This window comes from Amycolatopsis sp. NPDC104863, from assembly GCF_055582965.1.
In genome coordinates, this window is the sequence record NZ_JBVJOW010000001.1 from 480,923 (window position 1) to 497,187 (window position 16,265).

At 73.8% G+C, this 16,265-nt stretch carries 18 protein-coding genes; 10 read left to right on the forward strand and 8 right to left on the reverse strand.

Going from position 1 to position 16,265, the window contains the following annotated elements; genetic code table 11:
- Positions 1-36 precede the first annotated feature (36 nt).
- On the reverse strand, positions 37-168 hold the full coding sequence (locus tag ACZ63J_RS02270; RefSeq protein ID WP_465312340.1) for a hypothetical protein: 132 nt from the start codon (positions 166-168) through the stop codon (positions 37-39).
- A gap of 101 nt (positions 169-269) precedes the next feature.
- Here ACZ63J_RS02270 and ACZ63J_RS02275 point away from each other — a divergent pair, with 101 nt between their 5' ends.
- Complete coding sequence (locus tag ACZ63J_RS02275; RefSeq protein WP_465404604.1) at positions 270-860, forward strand: hypothetical protein; 591 nt, start codon at positions 270-272, stop codon at positions 858-860.
- Between the two features lie 12 nt (positions 861-872).
- Here ACZ63J_RS02275 and ACZ63J_RS02280 read toward each other — a convergent pair whose 3' ends face one another.
- The gene (locus tag ACZ63J_RS02280; protein WP_465404606.1) at positions 873-1,427 is read right to left on the reverse strand and encodes a TetR/AcrR family transcriptional regulator; all 555 of its coding nucleotides are present in this window, start codon (positions 1,425-1,427) and stop codon (positions 873-875) included.
- 64 nt (positions 1,428-1,491) lie between these two features.
- On the opposite strand from ACZ63J_RS02280, the gene ACZ63J_RS02285 reads away from it, so the two are divergent.
- On the forward strand, positions 1,492-2,490 hold the full coding sequence (locus ACZ63J_RS02285) for an alpha/beta hydrolase (RefSeq protein ID WP_465404607.1): 999 nt from the start codon (positions 1,492-1,494) through the stop codon (positions 2,488-2,490).
- Here ACZ63J_RS02285 and ACZ63J_RS02290 read toward each other — a convergent pair.
- The 3 genes from ACZ63J_RS02290 to ACZ63J_RS02300 form a co-directional block, all read right to left on the reverse strand.
- Positions 2,465-3,589: a glycosyltransferase gene (locus ACZ63J_RS02290; RefSeq protein WP_465404609.1), complete on the reverse strand. Its 1,125-nt coding sequence runs from the start codon at positions 3,587-3,589 to the stop codon at positions 2,465-2,467. The genes ACZ63J_RS02285 and ACZ63J_RS02290 overlap by 26 nt on opposite strands.
- Positions 3,590-3,661: 72 nt before the next feature.
- Positions 3,662-5,368: an MOSC domain-containing protein gene (locus tag ACZ63J_RS02295; RefSeq protein ID WP_465404611.1), complete on the reverse strand. Its 1,707-nt coding sequence runs from the start codon at positions 5,366-5,368 to the stop codon at positions 3,662-3,664.
- A gap of 11 nt (positions 5,369-5,379) precedes the next feature.
- Positions 5,380-5,883, reverse strand: coding sequence for a CGNR zinc finger domain-containing protein (locus tag ACZ63J_RS02300; protein WP_465404613.1), 504 nt, complete (start codon positions 5,881-5,883; stop codon positions 5,380-5,382).
- Between the two features lie 94 nt (positions 5,884-5,977).
- Between ACZ63J_RS02300 and ACZ63J_RS02305 the strand changes: the two genes are divergently transcribed.
- From ACZ63J_RS02305 to ACZ63J_RS02320, 4 genes are read left to right on the forward strand one after another with little or no spacing between them, the layout of a single operon-like run.
- The gene (locus tag ACZ63J_RS02305) at positions 5,978-6,847 is read left to right on the forward strand and encodes a DUF427 domain-containing protein (protein WP_465404615.1); all 870 of its coding nucleotides are present in this window, start codon (positions 5,978-5,980) and stop codon (positions 6,845-6,847) included.
- 1 nt (position 6,848) lies between these two features.
- Positions 6,849-7,562, forward strand: coding sequence for an SDR family oxidoreductase (locus ACZ63J_RS02310; protein WP_465404616.1), 714 nt, complete (start codon positions 6,849-6,851; stop codon positions 7,560-7,562).
- On the forward strand, positions 7,546-7,995 hold the full coding sequence (locus ACZ63J_RS02315) for a VOC family protein (protein WP_465404618.1): 450 nt from the start codon (positions 7,546-7,548) through the stop codon (positions 7,993-7,995). Before ACZ63J_RS02310 ends, ACZ63J_RS02315 begins: the two co-directional genes overlap by 17 nt.
- A 5-nt stretch (positions 7,996-8,000) precedes the next feature.
- Positions 8,001-8,546 carry an SMI1/KNR4 family protein gene (locus ACZ63J_RS02320; RefSeq protein ID WP_465404620.1) on the forward strand — a complete coding sequence of 182 codons (546 nt, stop codon included), beginning with the start codon at positions 8,001-8,003 and terminating at the stop codon, positions 8,544-8,546.
- Between the two features lie 4 nt (positions 8,547-8,550).
- On the opposite strand, the gene ACZ63J_RS02325 is transcribed toward ACZ63J_RS02320, so the two are convergent.
- Positions 8,551-9,708, reverse strand: a complete 1,158-nt coding sequence (locus ACZ63J_RS02325; protein ID WP_465404622.1) for an NAD(P)/FAD-dependent oxidoreductase — start codon at positions 9,706-9,708, stop codon at positions 8,551-8,553.
- A gap of 116 nt (positions 9,709-9,824) precedes the next feature.
- Between ACZ63J_RS02325 and ACZ63J_RS02330 the strand changes: the two genes are divergently transcribed.
- Positions 9,825-13,118 (forward strand): TM0106 family RecB-like putative nuclease, encoded by a 3,294-nt coding sequence (locus ACZ63J_RS02330; RefSeq protein WP_465404810.1) that lies wholly within the window; start codon positions 9,825-9,827, stop codon positions 13,116-13,118.
- Here ACZ63J_RS02330 and ACZ63J_RS02335 read toward each other — a convergent pair.
- Positions 13,014-13,337: a hypothetical protein gene (locus tag ACZ63J_RS02335; RefSeq protein ID WP_465404624.1), complete on the reverse strand. Its 324-nt coding sequence runs from the start codon at positions 13,335-13,337 to the stop codon at positions 13,014-13,016. The two genes, ACZ63J_RS02330 and ACZ63J_RS02335, sit on opposite strands and share 105 nt — an antisense overlap.
- 176 nt (positions 13,338-13,513) lie before the next feature.
- Here ACZ63J_RS02335 and ACZ63J_RS02340 point away from each other — a divergent pair, with 176 nt between their 5' ends.
- The 3 genes from ACZ63J_RS02340 to ACZ63J_RS02350 are packed head-to-tail and all read left to right on the forward strand — an operon-like array spanning position 13,514 to position 15,795.
- Positions 13,514-14,749 carry an NAD(P)/FAD-dependent oxidoreductase gene (locus tag ACZ63J_RS02340; RefSeq protein ID WP_465404626.1) on the forward strand — a complete coding sequence of 412 codons (1,236 nt, stop codon included), beginning with the start codon at positions 13,514-13,516 and terminating at the stop codon, positions 14,747-14,749.
- Between the two features lie 45 nt (positions 14,750-14,794).
- Entirely contained in the window at positions 14,795-15,619 is an 825-nt protein-coding gene (locus ACZ63J_RS02345) for an alpha/beta hydrolase (protein WP_465404628.1), read from the forward strand.
- A gap of 35 nt (positions 15,620-15,654) precedes the next feature.
- Entirely contained in the window at positions 15,655-15,795 is a 141-nt protein-coding gene (locus ACZ63J_RS02350) for a hypothetical protein (protein ID WP_465339285.1), read from the forward strand.
- On the opposite strand, the gene ACZ63J_RS02355 is transcribed toward ACZ63J_RS02350, so the two are convergent.
- On the reverse strand, positions 15,792-16,199 hold the full coding sequence (locus ACZ63J_RS02355) for an STAS domain-containing protein (RefSeq protein WP_465404630.1): 408 nt from the start codon (positions 16,197-16,199) through the stop codon (positions 15,792-15,794). The two genes, ACZ63J_RS02350 and ACZ63J_RS02355, sit on opposite strands and share 4 nt — an antisense overlap.
- Between the last annotated feature and the right edge of the window lie 66 nt (positions 16,200-16,265).

The following is a 16,265-nucleotide window of genomic DNA, read 5'->3' on the forward strand; positions in this document are numbered from 1 at the left end:
ACCCGCCGGCCCCTGAGAGGGACCGGCGGGGTTCCGTCACTGGCAGGCTTCGCAGTCCGGGTCGTCGATGCGGCAGGCCGCGCCGTCGGTGAGCGGGAAGTCGAAGTCGTCGAGGACGGGCACGACCGGCGTGGTCGCCGTCTCTTCCGGCGTGGTGGTGGCGGACATGGCACTCCCTGGGGTCCGAACGGTTTCCACTTCTGTGTAGCGCCCAAGATCGCCGGACATTCCGTGACGCAGGGCACATCCCGTGTGCTAACTTCCCCGGCATGCGCCGGATGCTCGCGGTTTTCGCCTCCCTGCTGGTGTTTTCCCTGATCACCCCCACCGCGGAGGCCGTTCAAAGGCTGAGCTGCGAGTGCGCGACACCCTCGATCGACCGCCTTCAGCAGTGGCTCGCCAGCGGTGAAGGCACCACTGTCCCGGCCACCGGGACCCTTCTTGTCCGCGAGCGCCACGGTTACGCCGCCAAGATCGACTTCCTCAACGCCGAATGGCACGTCGCCGTCGTGTGGCTCGGCAACCAGTTCGAGGCGCAGGCCGATCTCTCGCGCTCGGCCGGGTTCTGGCTCACCTACAGCGCCACCGACGACCTCTACGTCCAGCTCCGCCCGGCCTCGCACTGGAGCGGCGGCGACAAATGGCTGACGCTCGTACCGTCGACGCGCGGAAAGCTCGTCACGAAGTTCTTCAGCTTCGCACCACGCAACTGGACGTCGCTGCCCGAGCTGGGCACACCCACCTACTCGTTCGCCTCCGCGCTGCCCGAAGCGCGCGGCCTGGTCTTCGTCGGCAAGACACCGAACCGGCTCGACTTCCGCGGCCTGCGCATCGACGGCTACCGGCCGCACTGCCTCTGACCGGCGGGACGGCTAGCGCAGGACGCGCCGGATCATCTCGACCAGCTCGGTGACGTCGGCCTCGGCCATCGGGCGGCCGGTCATGCCCATCCGGTGCAGCAGGGTGCCGACGATGACGTCGATGACGAACAGCACCCGGTGCTCCGGCTCGCCGAGCGCCTCCTGCAGCGCGAGCCGGTAGGGGTCCTGCAGCCGCGTCGACAGGACGTCGCGCAGGGCGGGATCGCTGACGGCGTCGACGAACACACCCGCGAACGCGCCGCCCACGCCCGGCTCACCGATCTTCGCCGCCACCCAGTGGATGGCCGACGCCACGATCTCGTCCGGGCTTGCGCCGTCGAGGGGCGCGGGGCCCAGTGCGGCGACGAGGCAGTCCGTGATCAGGGCGCCCTTCGACGGCCAGCGCCGGTAGAGCGTCGTCTTCGCGACGCCCGCTTCGGCCGCGATGCGGTCCATCGTCGCGCCCGCGTAGCCGAGCTCGTGCACCGAGCGCAGGGTCGCCGCGAACACGGTCGCGTCCAGGTCGGTCCGGGGCCGCCCGGGTGCGGAAGAGGTGGAAGCCGGCACCGGAACAGGCTACCTTGGTGATTACGCTACTGCCGGTAGCGTAATCCGGCCGAAGGAGAAGACCATGCGAGACAAGGCACCGCTGCGCGCCCGGATCGTCCTCAGGGACATCGTGGACTGGGAGACGTTCACCGACGCCCAGGTGATCGCCGCGCGCGAGAAGGTCAACCGCGTGCGCCGGGCGCGCGTCACGCGGATCGTCACCGGGCTGCCCGACCACGGCGCGCGCATCGAGGAGACGACCCTCGACCTGCCGGGCCGCCGGCTGATGCTGCGGGTCCACCGGCCGAGACGGGCCGCCGGGCCGCTGCCGCTGGTCCTTTCCTTCCACGGCGGGGGTTTCCTCGTCGGCACGGCCGCGCAGAACGACTGGCTCAACAGCCGGATCGCGGCCCGCTGCCCGGCCATCGTGGTCTCGGTGGAGTACCGCCTCGCGCCGGAGCACCCGCTGCCCGCACCGGTCGACGACGGGTACGACACGCTCGTCCGGCTCGTCGAAGACCCCTTCGGTTGGGGTGTCGACGCGGGCGCGGTCGCCGTCCTCGGGGAGAGTGCCGGCGGCACGCTCGCCGCCCTCGTCGCGCTGCGCGCCCGCGACGCCGGGCTGCCGCTGCACGCCCAGGTGCTGGTCTACCCGAGCACGGACTGGACGGAGACCGCGCACGACTACCCGTCGGTCGCCGCGAACTCCGGCCAGCCGGGGCTGTCGATCTCCGAATGGAGCGCCGCCCGCCGGTTGAGCGTGCCGCCCGGGCTCGACGCGCGGACCGTGTCACCGGTGAAGTTCGAGAACCTCGCCGGCCTGCCCCCGGCGCTGGTCGTCACCGGCGCGCTGGACGCCGCGGACGACCACGGCCGCCGGTACGTCGAGCGGCTCAGCGAAGCCGGGACGGACGCGCGTCTGAGCTGTTATGCCCGGGCCATCCACAGTTTCCTGAGCGTGCCCGGCCTGGTCCCGGCCGCCCGGCCCGCGCGCCGCGAGGTGGTCGCGTTCCTGCGGGGACGGCTGCACCCCGCTCGGGAAGCCGCGGGAGTCGTCACGCCAGGGCTTCCAGCTCGGTGACGAAGCCGCTGATCGGCGGCAGTTCGAGAACTCGACGCCGGAAGCCCTCCGCCGCCGAGCGGAACGAAGCCTCGTCGAGGACGCGCGCAACCGCGGCGGCCAAGGCTTCCGGCGTGAGTCCGGCGGCGTCCACCTGGAGCCCGGCTCCCAGTTCGTGCACCCGCAAGGCGTTCGCGGGCTGGTCGGCGAACAACGGCACCGTCACCATCGGCACCCCGGCCGTCAGCGCCTCACGCACACCGCTGAACCCGGCGTGCGTCACGAACACGTCGCACGCGGCGAGCAACGCGCGTTGCGGGACGAACCCCGCCAGCTCGACGTTCGCCGGGCGCGGGCCGGTCCACGACGCCACCGCCTCGTCACTGCCCAGCGCGACGACGGCTCGGACTCCCAGTGAGCCCAGCGCCGCCACAGTGATCGACATCAGCTCGGATTCCGGCGCCAGCAAGGAAAGGAGGTTCGAGCCGAAGGCGGCGAGCACCCGCGGGCCGTCCTCGGCCGGGGCCACGGCCGGTTCGGGGACGCGGTAGTACCGGTGTCCCGGCCCGCGCAGCTCCTCGGGGTACCACGGCTCGGGCAGCAGACCCGCGGTCAGCCGGGCGGCCGTCCCGCCGGGCGGCAGGCCGAGCCGCCCGCGCACGGCGTCCAGCCGGCCGGGAAGATCGGGGACGAGCCGCGTGATCAGCGGCGCGATGTCCACCACCGCGGACGGCGCCCCGAGCAGCTCGGCGGCCAGGAGCCCGCCGTACTCGTTGGTCTCGCGCACGATCACGTCCGGGCGCCACGCCGCCGCCACGATGTCCGCGGCCGCCCCCGCGGTCATCGTGTCGTCGAACAGGGGCACCGAAAGCGGCCCGGTGACCTCCGGCCGCCACCGGCGCAGCTTCTCCAGCACCGAAGGCTCCGGCGCCACTTCGCCGGGCGCGCGCATAGCCGGCAGCACCACGACCGGCACCCCGTGCCGTTCGACGTCGGGCGCGGCCGCCCGGCCGGTGGCGACGGCGACCTCGTGTCCCGCGGCCTGCGCGGCCCGGGCGAGCGGCACCAGCGCGGGCAGGAGGTGGGACCGGATCGGCAACCCCGTCAGCAACACCCGCACAAGCGCCCCCTCGGCTCCGGACCCCAGCCTAGCGGGACACGCGTGACCGATCGGGCGGACTTTCCTGCCCCGTCACAGGTCCAGGACGACGGCGTCGAGCGGCCGGGCGCAGCAGACCAGCGCCTCGCCGTCCGCGGGCGGTTCCAGCGGCTCCGGCTCGTAACCGACCACACCGGACAGCACCGGTGTCACGCACGTGTGGCAGACGCCGGTGCGGCACGACCAGCGCGTCGGCACGTCGCACGCCTCGGCGAGCTCCAGCAGGCTGGGGTAACCGTCGTCCCACGGCACCGTGAGCCCGCTGCGCGCGAAGGTGACGGCGGGGCCGGTGCCCGGCGCGCCCGCGGGCGGGTGCGGGGTGGTGCGGACGGCGTCGGTGATGCCCGGGTTGATCGCGGACACGCCGCCGAACAGTTCACTGTGGACGTTCGCCGGGTCGAGGCCGAGCTTCACCAGGGCTTCGCGCGTCGCGGTCATGAACGCGTCCGGGCCGCACAGGTACGCCGTCGCGTCGCGCGGCAGGTCCAAAGTGGACAGCGTGTCGGCGCTCAGCCGGCCGCGGGTGGCGCCGGGGACACCGGGCGCCGGGTCTTCGGCGGTGTAGAAGACGTTCTCGTGGCCGTGCGGAAGGCTCTCCAGCAGTTCGTGCGCCTCGGCGGCGAACGCGTGCTCGGCCGCCGAACGGGTCGTGTGCAGCCACCGGACCTCCCGCTCGGTTCGGTCCGCGGCGAGCGCGTGCAGCATCGCCAGCACCGGCGTGACGCCGATGCCCGCGGAGACCAGGAGCACCGGCCGGTCGTCGCCGGCCAGGACGAAGTCGCCCCGCGGCGCGGCCACGTCGACCTCCGCGCCCGCCGTCAGCCGCGTGTGCAGGTAGCCGCTCACCAGCCCGTCGCGCTTCACGCTGATGCGGTACTCCCGGTCGGACGGCGCCGCCGACAGGGAGTAGCTGCGCACCGGCGCGGGGTCGCCGGCCCCGGGGACGCGCAGGGTGAGGTACTGGCCGGGCACGGGCCGGGGGAGTGGCGTGCCGTCGACGGCGGCCAGGTGGATCGAGGCGACGGTGGCGCTTTCGGGCACGATCCGCTCGACGCGCAACGGCCGGAAACCCCGCCACCCGCTCGGTTCCGGCGCGGGCGCCGCCGCCAGCAGGTCGCGGAAGGACCCCTGCCAGCCGGGGCTGAGCGCCGGGATGTCGACGGCCTTGCGCAGGGCCTCGATGTCGCGCCCGGGCAGGTAGAGCAGCGCGTCGACGTCGGCGACGCTCAGCTCGTGGCGGCCGGTCCGAGTGCGGACGATCTCGTCGCCCGCCTCGACGTGGCCTTCGGTGATGACGCGCAGGTAGAAGCCGGGCCGGTGGTGCGCGACCAGCAGGGACGGCATCCGCGGCTCGCCGAGGCGCATCCCGACGCGGAAGCACGTGACGCGCGGCTGCGTGACCTCGAACTCGGCCTCCCCGATGCGGTACCGGTCGCCGATGTGCACCTCGTCGTCGGGCAGGCCGTCGACGGTGAAGTTCTCGCCGAACTGGCCGTCCTCGAGGTCGTCGCGGCCGAGGAAACGCCGCCAGTGCTCGTAGGACTGACGCTGGTAGACGAGCACCGCGCGGTTCTCGCCGCCGTGGCCGCCCAGGTCGCCCTGGCCGTCGCCGTCGACGTTGAGCCGCCGGACCATGAGCCGGCCGGGGACGGGGTACTTGAAGATTCCGGTGTGGACGGTCTTGCCCTGCCAGGGCACGTCCTTCGGCATCCCGACGTTGAGTGAAACCAGGCGCGCCACGGTCGTCTCCTTCAGTCCGCCGCGCCCGGGCGGGAGCGCTGGTAGTGCCGCCGGGCCTTCATGCGGTTGCCGCAGACCGCCATCGAACACCAGCGGGCGCTGTTGGGCTTGCTGTGGTCGATGAGGAACAGCCGGCACTCCGGGTTGGCGCACGGGCGCAGCCGGCCGGGGCTCGCCTTGGTGAGCTCGTCCCACGCGAGCACGGCCCGCGCGGCGGCCGAGCGGCCCGACGGGACGTCGAGCTGCCACTCGACGCCGTCTTCGCCGAAGGCGGCCCGGTAGCTCACGTCGTCGACGAACCGGGCGGCCGAAGCGGGTGTGTCCTCGCCGCGCACGATCCGCTGGAGCACGGACCGCGCTTCGAGCAGCGCGCGGTGTTCGTCGTCGGTTGCCGGCTGCCCGTGGGCGGCCAGCCAGTCGTGGCCCGCCGCGGCGCCGGCGAGGTCGTCGCCGGGCACCCCGTCGCGCACCGGGGTGGTGTTCAGCAGGTCGAGCAGCAGTTTCTCGTCCACCATCGTTCTAACCTCCAAACTCACCCTTGACAGGTTACACGACGGGTGGTTGTGTGTCTAACCATCAAACTAAGTGATAAAGGTTAGGAGCGAGACGATGGGACTGGCCTGGCAGCAGGGACCGCTCGCCACCCGGGCGGTGGGGCACTTCCTGGTCGAACAGCCGCTGCCCGAGCGGATGCTGTTCGCCGAGCCGCTGCGGCGGCGGATGCGCGTGCGGTTCGGCGGGGAGTGGATCGCCGACAGCGAAGACGTCGTGCTGCTGCACGAACCCGGCCGGTACCCGGTGGCGTACTTCCCGCTCGCCGACGTCCGCGAGGACGCGCTCGTGGCGGAAGACCGGACGACGACGCACCGCGACCTCGGCGCGACCGGGTGGTTCACCGTGCGGGCGGCCGGCGAGCAGGCGCCGCGCGCCGCCTGGCGGCACACCGGACTGCCCGGCCACGCGGACGTCCTGCGCGACCGCGTCGCCTTCGCGTGGCGGGCGATGGAGGCCTTCTACGAGGAGGACGAGCGGATCGTCGGGCACGCGGCCGACCCGTACCACCGCGTCGACATCCGGCAGACCTCGCGCCACCTCGTCGTGCGTGACGGCGACCGCGTGGTCGCCGAGACCCACCGGCCGGTCGCGCTCTACGAGTCCGGCTTCGCGCCGCGCTGGTACGTGCCGCGCGAAGACATCGACCTCGACGCCTTGACCCCGGTCGACGGCCAGACGTTCTGCCCCTACAAGGGATTGGCCGCGTACTACGACATCGGGTCCGGCAAGCGTGCCGCCTGGTCGTACCCCGAGGCGTGGCCCGAGGTCGAGCGGGTGTCCGGGTTCGTGTCGTTCGAACCGGACGTCGTCGAGGTGACCCTCGACGGCCGGAAGCTCGTCCTCGAACCGGGCCAGACCGTCACACCCCACGGCATCGACCGCGGCCTGGACCCCGACGAACTGCTCGCCGCGAAAGGGAACTGAGATGACTTCACTGAAGGATCGCCGGGTGCTCGTCGTCGGCCGCGGCAGCGGCATCGCCCGCGCGGTGACGCTCGCGCTGCGGGAAGCCGGGGCGAAGGTCGTCGTCGCCGGGCGCGACGAAGCGGCACTGGCCCGGGCGTACGACGACCCGGACGTCACCGCGGCGGCCGTCGACCTGACCGACGAAACCGCCGTCGCGGCCCTGGCCGAGCGGCTCGGCCGGGTCGACCACGTCGTCTCGACCGCGTCGGCCCGGGCCCGCGGCACGGTAGGCGACCTGGACCACGACACGGTGCTCAGGTCGTTCGACGTCAAGGTGCTCGGCCCGCTGCTGCTGGCCAAGCACTTCGCGCCGCGCATGCCGGAAGACGGCTCCTTCGTATTCTTTTCCGGATCGTCCGCGCGCAAGCCGGCGGTCGGCATGCTCGCCGTCGGCGCCACCAACGCGGCGGTGGACGTGCTCACGCGGGGACTCGCGGTCGAGCTGGCGCCGATCCGGGTGAACACGATCTCACCCGGCACGATCGACACCGGCGCCTACGACGCCCTCGGGGACGAGAAGAAGGCCGCGCTGTTCGCCACCCGCGCGGCGACCAGCCCGGCGCGCCGCGTCGGGCGCGCCGAAGACATCGCCGAAGCCGTGGTCTTCGCGCTGGGCAGCACGTTCCTGACCGGGGTTTCCCTCGGGGTCGACGGGGGTGAACCCCTTGTCTGAGCTGGAGTTCCGCCTCGAAGTCCTCACCCTTCCGGTGTCCGATGTGGACCGTGCCAAGCGGTTCTACACCGAGCAAGTGGGCTTCACCCTCGACGTCGACTACCAGCCGAACGACGGCTTCCGCGTGGTCCAGCTGACCCCGCCCGGCTCGGCGGCGTCGGTCCAGCTCGGCACCGGGCTGACCGACGCGGCCCCCGGATCGGCCCGCGCCGGTTATCTCGTGGTGTCGGACATCGAGGCGGCCCACCGCGCGCTGGCCGGCCGCGGGGTGCCGGTCGACGCGCTGCGGCACAAGAAGTCCGTGGACTGGCAAGGGGACTACGCGCCGGGCGTGGACCCGGACCGGAGGGACCACGCGAGCTTCTTCGGCTTCGCCGACCCGGACGGCAACACGTGGGTGGTCCAGGAAAGCGGGCACGTTTCGTTATCGTGACGGGCATGCACGGGAGTGAGCACGGCGAGGTCGTCGACCGGATCGCCGATGCGCTGGGGTGGACCGGGGGCGTCCTGCCGAAGTACGACTGGGGAACGGTCGAACGCCGGCTGAGGACGCCGTTCCCGAGTGACTACAAGGAGTTCATGAGCCGGTTCCCGTCCGCGCTGCACCGTGACGCGATCCGGCTCTGGAACCCCGTCCAGAACACCGAGGGCCTCCGCCGGTTCACCGACGACTTCGCCCGGGTCACCACCGTGGTGCGGGAAGCGGGGGACTACGACCCCCGCGTCCCGCCGCCCTTCCCGGAACCCGGTGGGCTGATCCCCTTCGGCGACGACGTCACCGGCGGCTCGCTGTGCTGGCTCCCGTGGACGCCCGACCCCGACCGGTGGCACGTCGTGTACCTGGACCGCGAGTGCTCCGGTGGCGAGAAGCGGAAACGCCGGCCGATGACCGCCGTGCTGCTCGAGTTCGCCACCAGCCGCAGCACGCGCAACGTTCTGGGCTGGGACCTGGCCGGGCAGGACCGGTCGATCGAGCTGTTCTGACTCCTCAGGCGCGCACCGGCTCCCGCAGCCGGGCCTCGCGCTTGCCGTCGTGGACCCACCACTTGCGGACCCCCGGCTTGCGGGCCTCGTAAGCCAGCTGCCAGACCGTGCTGCGGCAGACGAACTCCTTCAGCTTCGCGCCCAGGCGGCCGCCAACGTACAGCCCGACCACCCGGTCGTCGCGGTGGGAGAACTGGAAGACGCCGCGCCCGCGGCCCAGGCTCAGGCACTGGCCGGCGAACCCGGCCCCGATCGACGCCGGTTCGGTGCCGGCGATCCGGGCCAGCACGGTCTCGGCGGCCTGCGGGCCGAGCTGCACCGCGGACTGGCAGCCCATCCGGAACGGCAGGTCCGACGGCGACGCGGCATCGCCGGCCGCGATCACCCGGTCGTCGTCGACGCTGGTCAGCGTCTCGTCGGTGCGCAGGCGACCGGCGAGGTCGGTGCTCAGCCCGCTGCGCGCGGCCAGGTCGGGGACCCCGAACCCGGCGGTCCAGACGGTCACCGGGCCCGCGATCGCGCGGCCGTCGTCGAGCCGCACACCCTCGCGGGTCACGGCCGTCACCGTGGCATCGCCGAGGACCGTGACACCGAGCCTGGCCAGCTGGCGTGCCACCGCACGCCGTCCGCGCGGGTGCAGGTACGGCCCCAGCTCCCCGCCGCAGACGAGGGTCACGGCGCGGCCGTTCTCGGCGAGCTCGGCGGCCGTCTCGATGCCGGCGGGCCCGGCGCCGACCACCGTCACCGCCGCGCCCGGAGCGGCTTCGAGCGCCGCGTGAAGCCGTTGCGCCTGCTCGAATGTGGCCAGCGGGTGCGCGAACTCGGCCGCGCCGGGCACGTCCGAGCGGGCGTCGTGGCTGCCCACGGCGTAGATGAGGTAGTCGTAGCCGATCGGGTCGCCGTCGGCGAGGGTCACGGTGCGGCCGGCCGGGTCGATCGCGGTGGCCGTGCCGACGACCAGCCGGACGTCGGCGGCCAGGACGTCCCGGAAGCCGGTGCGCGCGGGGTGGGTGCCGCCGGCCAGCTGGTGCAGGCGGATGCGCTCGACGAAGTCGGGGCGCGGGTTGATCAGGGTGACGCTGACGTCGTCGCGCCGCGTCAGGCGGTTGGCCGCCATCACGCCCGCGTACCCGCCGCCGATCACGACCACTTCGGTGTTCATGGGTGTCTCCTTCGCTCGTCGGCCTCAAGACACCGGCCGGGCGCGGGCTGTGACACCGGCGTGTCGACCACCGTGTGCTCCGGCCGGGGGAGCCGGCCGTGTCAGACTTCGCGGCGATGTACACCCCAGCCGACCTCGCCGACCTGCTCGAATGCGAGCACCGCAGCATCCTGAAGCAGGCGCTGGCCGCGGGCCTGCCGGGCGCGCCCCGGCCCGCTCCCGGGCCCGGCCGGCCGGCTGCCGACCGCCGGAACGCGGCGAAGGCGACCGAGGAGGCCCTGCGCTCCGGCGCGATGGTGATCCACCAGGCCGTCCTGCACGACGGCGAGTTCTCGGGCCACGCGGACCTCCTGGTCCTGGACGGCGAAGGCCGTTACGAGGTCCACGACACCACCCCGGCGCGGTTCGCCGAGCCCGCCGCCGTCGTGCGGCTGACCGCGTTCGCCGACGCGCTGCGCCGCGGCGGGTGGCCCGCCGGCCCGCTCATGCACCTGCGCCTCGGCGACGGCGGGGTCCGCACCCTCCGCGTCGACGACTTCCGGCCGCTGGTCGACCGGCTGCGGACCCGGCTGCACGGCCGCGAACCCCGGCTGCCGGACCGCCTCTGGGCCGACGAACGCCCGGCCTGCGCCGGCTGCGGGTTCGCCCAGCACTGCACGACGGCCCGGGAGACCGACCGCGACCTTTCGCTCGTGGCCGGGATGCGGACCGACCAGCGCCGCAAGCTCGTCGCCGCCGGGCTCGGCTCGATCGACGCGCTCGCCGCGGCCGGGCCCGCCGACCGCCCGCGCGACCTGTCGGCCACGTCGTACGCGAACCTGCGCGCCCAGGCCGCGCTCCAGGTCCGGCAGGACACGACCGGCGACATCTCCTACGAGATCGTCGACCCCGAAGCCCTCGCCGACCTGCCCGCGCCGGCCGAGGGCGACGTCTTCCTCGACCTCGCGGGTGATCCGCACGCGCTGACGGGCGAAGGGCTGGAGTACCTCTTCGGCGCGGTCACCACCGACGGCGACCGGCGGTTCACGCCGTTCTGGGCGCACAGCCGCGCCCAGGAGAAGCGGGCGTTCGAGGAGTTCGTCGACTTCGCCACGGCCCGCGTCACCGAGCACCCCGGCTCGCACGTCTACCACTACGCGCCCTACGAGGTCACCGCGATCAAGCGGCTCGCGGCGGTGCACGGGACGCGTGAGGAGGAGGTCGACCAGCTGCTGCGCGGCGGTGCCGTCGTGGACCTGCACACCGTGGTGCGCAAGGCGTTGCGGGTGTCGCAGCGGTCGTACTCGATCCGGTACCTCGAAGCGCTCTACCTGCCCGGTGCGCGGGAAGGCGGCAAGACCGCGCTCTCGGACGTCGACGCCTACGAGGAGTACCTGACGCTGTCCGGGCAGCCGGAACGCGCCGAGGAGGCCCTGCGCGGGATCGCGGAGAACACCGAGTACGACTGCGTTTCCGCCCTGCGCCTGTTCGAGTTCCTCCACCAGGTCCGCGCGGACGCCGGCATCGAGCTCCCGGAACCGGTCGAGGAGTCCGCCGAAGACGCGCTGATCCGCCAGACCGAGGAAGACCTCGCCGCCGAGCGGCGCGCCGAACGCGCGGCGGCGCTGGCCGCGCTCGTCGACCCGCTGCTCGACGGGCTGCCGGACGACCCGGGCGCCTTCACCGCCGACGAGCGGGCCCGGGCGCTGCTCGCGGCGTCCGTCGGTTACCACCGCCGGGAGACCAACCCCGCGTGGTGGGAGTACTTCCGGCAGCTGGCCGCCCCGCTCGGCGACCTCGAAGTCGACACCGCCTGCACCGTGCCGGTCTCCCTGGAGGCGGGGGAGTGGGTGCCGCCGGCCGGGCGCGTCCGCAACGCCAAGCGGACCCTCCAGCTCGCGTGCGACCCGGACCGGCCGCACCCCTTCGCTCCCGGTGACGACGTCCGGCTGCGCTACGGCGACACCGCCCGCGACGCCAAGGTCGTCGCCGCGTCGGCCGTGGAGCTGACGCTGGAGGAGAGCTGCCCGCCGGACGCGACGACCACGGACCGGCCGTCCGCGGTGCTGCCGGGCAGCCCGGTGCGGCCCTCGCCCAAGGACGAGGCGGTCGCCGACCTCGCCCGGCTCGTCGTCGACGCGCTGCCGGTGCTGCCGGACCACCCCGGGGTCGACCTGCTGCGCCGGACACCGCCGCGGCTGCGCGGGGGAGCCGCACTGCCGGAGCCGGGGGACGACCTGGTCGCCACCGTGATCGAGGCCGTCGACGCGCTCGACGGCTCGGCGCTCGCGGTGCAGGGCCCGCCGGGGGCGGGCAAGACCTACCTGGCCGGGAAGCTGATCGCCCACCTCGTGCGCGCCGGGCGGACCGTCGCGGTCACCTCCACCAGCCACAAGGCCGTGGAGAACGTGCTGAGCGCGGCCAAGAAGACCGCGCCGGGCCTGCCGTGCGCGAAGCGGGCGAAGCGGACGCCGGACCCGGCGGCGCCGTGGGAGCAGCCGAAGAGCAACCCCGCGCTGGTGAAGTGGCGCGAGGAGAACAACACCGGGCACCTGGTCGGCGGCACGGCGTGGACGTTCGCCAACGCGGCGATCCGCGAAGAGCCCTTCGACCTGCTGATCATCGACGAAGCCGGCCAGTTCGCCCTCGCCGACGCGCTCGCCGTGTCGATGTGCGCGAAGAACGTCCTGCTGCTGGGCGACCCGCAGCAGCTGCCCCAGGTCGTGCAGGGCACGCACCCGGCGGGCGCGGAGGCGTCGGCGCTCGGGCACCTCATCGGCGAGGCCGACATCATGCCGCCTTCGCTGGGGTACTTCCTCGACGAGACCCGGCGCATGCACCCGGCCGTGTGCGAGCCGGTGTCGAACCTGTCCTACGCCGGTCGCCTGCACGCCCACCCGTCGGCGGCCGAACGTGCTCTCGACGGGATCGAGGCCGGGCTGTACCTCACCGAGGTCGACCACCACGGCAACACGACCCGCTCGGTGGAGGAGGCCGCCGCCGTCGTGGACGTCGTGACGCGGCTGCACGGCCGGGCGTGGACCGACCGCGGTGAGACCCGGCCGCTCGGTGACGCCGACATCGTCGTCGTCGCGCCCTACAACCTGCAGGCCCGGACGGTGACGCGCGCCCTGGCCGACGCCGGGTTCCCCGGTGTCCGGGTCGGCACGGTCGACCGGTTCCAGGGCCAGGAGGCGCCGGTCGTGCTCACCACGATGACGTCGTCGTCGGCGGTCGACCTGCCGCGCGGACTCGACTTCCTGCTTTCGCGCAACCGGCTCAATGTCGCGCTTTCGCGGGCGCAGGCACTGGCGGTGCTGGTGTGCTCACCGCGGCTCGTCGAGGCCGACATCCGGACCGTGGAGCAGATGCGCCTGGTCGCGGGCATGATCGGCCTGATGTCCGCAGCCGCACCGTGGCCGCTCGGCTGACTTCGTCCACTGCAGCGCGGCGTGCCACGCGGCGATCAGCGCTTCGTCGTCGGCGTACGTCGGCGCCGTGCCGACCGGCACCCAGGCCTGCTCGACCGCCGTGCCGTCCTCGACGCGCAGCACCGTCACCCCGGCGTACTCCACCACCTCACGCGCGTGCCCGGCCGGCACCGAGACCGCGCGGGTGCCCAGCCGCAGCCGCACTTCCCGTTCACCCATCGACCACGCTTCCCGTCAGGTTCGACGATGGTGTCGCGCACCGGCCGTGATCCGTAACAGGATTGGGGATGGGTGTGCGCCGAGCGGCACCGGAGCGCCGGTCGGCGGTGGTTTTCGCCGGTGACCGGTTGATCGCCGGCGGACCGGGCACTCTCCGTCGGACGGAGGGAGCGGGCATGACGGGTGCGTCCGAGGTGGTCGTCGTGGGTGGCGGCCTGGCGGGGCTGAGCGCGGCGGTGACCCTGCACCGGGCCGGCGTGCGGGCCACGGTGCTCGAGGCGGGGGACGACGTCGGCGGCCGGGTCCGCACCGACGTCGTCGACGGGTTCCGGCTCGACCGCGGGTTCCAGGTGCTGCTGCCCGCCTACCCGGCGCTGCGGCGGCTGGCCGACGTCGCGGCGCTGCGGCCGCGCCCGTTCACCCGCGGCACGATCGCGATGACGCCGAGCGGACGGCGTCTCCTGGCCGGGCCGGGGCACGGGGTGTCCGCGCTGCGCGGGGTCGCCGGGTTCGCCGCGAGGCATCCCGGCGACAGCGTGCGGCTGGCGGTGCTGGCCGCCCGGGACGTGCTGAAGGTCGCCGGGGACGACGGCGGCCGCAGCACCGCCGAGGAACTGGGCCGCCTGTCACCGGACACGGTCGAGCAGGTGCTGCGGCCGTTCCTCGCCGGGGTGTTCCTCGATCCGGCGCTGGACACCTCCGCGCGGATGTTCCACCTGATCTGGCGCAGCTTCCTGCGCGGTGGCGGGGTGCTGCCGGCGGACGGCATGCAGGCGCTGCCGCGGCAGCTGGCGGCGATGCTGCCGACGGATGTGGTCCGCACCGGTGTCGAGGTCACCGAGGTCACCGCGGACGGCGTGCGCACGAGCGCGGGTGAGCTGCCCGCGCGGGCGGTGGTCGTGGCGACGGAAGGCGACACCGCCGCGCGGCTGCTGCCCGGGGTCGAGGCGCCCGGCTGGCACGCCGTGACGACGTTCTACTACTCCGCCGCGGAATCGCCGCTGCGGTCGCCGACCCTGCTCGTCGACGGGCTCGACGAGCTGCTGATCAACACCGCGGTGCTCAGCGAAGTGGCTCCCGGGTACGCCCGGGCGGGGTCGGCGCTGATCACGGCGTCGGTGCCCGGTCACGCCGACGCTGGCCTCGAGCCGCGGGTGCGGGCGCGGCTGGCGCACCTCTACGGCGTCGACACGCGCGACTGGAGACTGGTCGGCACTTACGCGATACCCCGGGCCCTGCCGGTGTTCGGGCCGGGCGCGCCGGTGCGGCGGCCGGTGCGGGTGGCGCCGGGCCGGTACGTCTGCGGTGACCACCGGGACACGCCGTCGGTGCAGGGCGCGCTGGTGTCCGGCCGGCGCGCGGCCACGGCGTTGCTGGCCGACTTGGGCTCTCCCCGGCCGCGGGGGTCCTAAGGCGCGTGCGCCTCGCTCGCCGTGCCGCCGCAGTAGCCTGGCCCGATGGCCGTCGCCGTGCGGGTGCTGCTGGTGATCCTGGTGGTCGTCGTGGTGGTGCTCGCGCTCTTCTGGGCGTTCCAGCGACGGCTGATCTACCTGCCGGACACCACACCGCCGCCCGCTGCCGCGAAGGTGCTGCCCGGCGCCGAAGACGTCCGCCTGCGCACCGCCGACGGCCTGGAGCTGGGCGCCTGGTTCGTCCACCCGCCGGGCCGCGACCCCGCCGCGACGGTGCTGGTGGCCAACGGCAACGGCGGCAACCGGGCCGGGCGCGCCTCGCTGGTCGCGAAGCTCGCCGACGCGGGATTGGCCGTGCTGCTGTTCGACTACCGCGGCTACGGCGGCAACCCGGGTGACCCGAGCGAAGCCGGCCTGGCGCTCGACGTCCGCGCGGCCCACCGCTTCCTGGTCGAGGACCGGCGGGTGCCGCGCGAGCGGCTCGTCTTCTACGGCGAGAGCCTCGGCTGCGCCGTGGTCACCGAGCTGGCGCGCGAGTTCCCGCCCGCCGGGCTGGTCCTGCGCTCACCGTTCGCCGACCTGGCCGCGGTGGGCGCCGAGGCCTACCCGTTCCTGCCCGTGCGGCTGCTGCTGCGCGACCGGTTCCCGGTCCGGGACACGGTCGCGGGCCTGCGGGTGCCGACGGTGGTCGTCCTCGGCGACCGCGACTCGCTCGTCGCGCCCGCCCAGAGCCGGGAGGTGGCCGCCGCGGCGTCCGCCCGGCTGGTCGAGGTGCCCGGCGCCGACCACAACGACCCCGTGCTGGTCGAAGGCCCGCAGGTGGTCGACGCCGTGACGTCGCTCGTGGAGCGCGGCTATCCCCGGAAGTGATGTTTGTCCGCCCGGGACCCGGGAATCTTTTGGGCATGGCTGATGCGGGAATCACCGAAATGACGGGCCGGGCCGGGACGATCGCGGCGTTGCGGCGAGTGCTTTTGGCGTTCGGGGTCGGCGGCGCCCTCGGGTGTCTCGCGTGGATGGCGCTCTGGCTCGCGATCCACCTCTAGGAACGCAGGCGGGGCAGGACGGTCAGCCAGCCCAGCGCGTCGTCGACGCTGCGGTGGACCGGCAGGGTCCGTTCGAGCCCGAGCACGGCGAGCGGCCGGAGCACCGCGCGGTGTGCCGCCACGATCGCGAACGGCACCCCGCTGACGTGCGCTTCCGAGGCGGCGACCAGCAGTTCGGTGACGCCCCGGGCGCTGCAGAAGGTCACGCCCGAGAGGTCGAGGAGCAGCGCTCGCGGCGCCAGTCCGGTCTCTTCGGCCAGGCAGGTTCTCAGCCGGGCGACGGCGGCCAGGTCGATTTCTCCCCGGGCGGTCACGGTGGTGGTCTCCGCGGTGGCGGTCACGCGCAGCGCGAGCGCGGCGGGAACGTCCACCCGGGAGTGCGGAGCGGTGAGCTGGTCGAGCACACAGGCCTCCTCGAGGCGAGGTAAGGCCGGGAAGCCGGCACAACCGGTGCCCGTCTCCCGGAGCCC

What these genes read in the sequence shown, in the direction of transcription:
- ACZ63J_RS02270 (WP_465312340.1), bottom strand. Translation starts at nt 168, where the DNA reads ATGTCCGCCACCACCACGCCGGAAGAGACGGCGACCACGCCGGTCGTG.
- ACZ63J_RS02275 (WP_465404604.1), top strand. Translation starts at nt 270, where the DNA reads ATGCGCCGGATGCTCGCGGTTTTCGCCTCCCTGCTGGTGTTTTCCCTG.
- ACZ63J_RS02285 (WP_465404607.1), top strand. Translation starts at nt 1,492, where the DNA reads ATGCGAGACAAGGCACCGCTGCGCGCCCGGATCGTCCTCAGGGACATC.
- ACZ63J_RS02300 (WP_465404613.1), bottom strand. Translation starts at nt 5,883, where the DNA reads ATGGTGGACGAGAAACTGCTGCTCGACCTGCTGAACACCACCCCGGTG.
- ACZ63J_RS02305 (WP_465404615.1), top strand. Translation starts at nt 5,978, where the DNA reads ATGGGACTGGCCTGGCAGCAGGGACCGCTCGCCACCCGGGCGGTGGGG.
- ACZ63J_RS02310 (WP_465404616.1), top strand. Translation starts at nt 6,849, where the DNA reads ATGACTTCACTGAAGGATCGCCGGGTGCTCGTCGTCGGCCGCGGCAGC.
- ACZ63J_RS02320 (WP_465404620.1), top strand. Translation starts at nt 8,001, where the DNA reads ATGCACGGGAGTGAGCACGGCGAGGTCGTCGACCGGATCGCCGATGCG.
- ACZ63J_RS02325 (WP_465404622.1), bottom strand. Translation starts at nt 9,708, where the DNA reads ATGAACACCGAAGTGGTCGTGATCGGCGGCGGGTACGCGGGCGTGATG.
- ACZ63J_RS02330 (WP_465404810.1), top strand. Translation starts at nt 9,825, where the DNA reads ATGTACACCCCAGCCGACCTCGCCGACCTGCTCGAATGCGAGCACCGC.
- ACZ63J_RS02335 (WP_465404624.1), bottom strand. Translation starts at nt 13,337, where the DNA reads ATGGGTGAACGGGAAGTGCGGCTGCGGCTGGGCACCCGCGCGGTCTCG.
- ACZ63J_RS02340 (WP_465404626.1), top strand. Translation starts at nt 13,514, where the DNA reads ATGACGGGTGCGTCCGAGGTGGTCGTCGTGGGTGGCGGCCTGGCGGGG.
- ACZ63J_RS02345 (WP_465404628.1), top strand. Translation starts at nt 14,795, where the DNA reads ATGGCCGTCGCCGTGCGGGTGCTGCTGGTGATCCTGGTGGTCGTCGTG.
- ACZ63J_RS02350 (WP_465339285.1), top strand. Translation starts at nt 15,655, where the DNA reads ATGGCTGATGCGGGAATCACCGAAATGACGGGCCGGGCCGGGACGATC.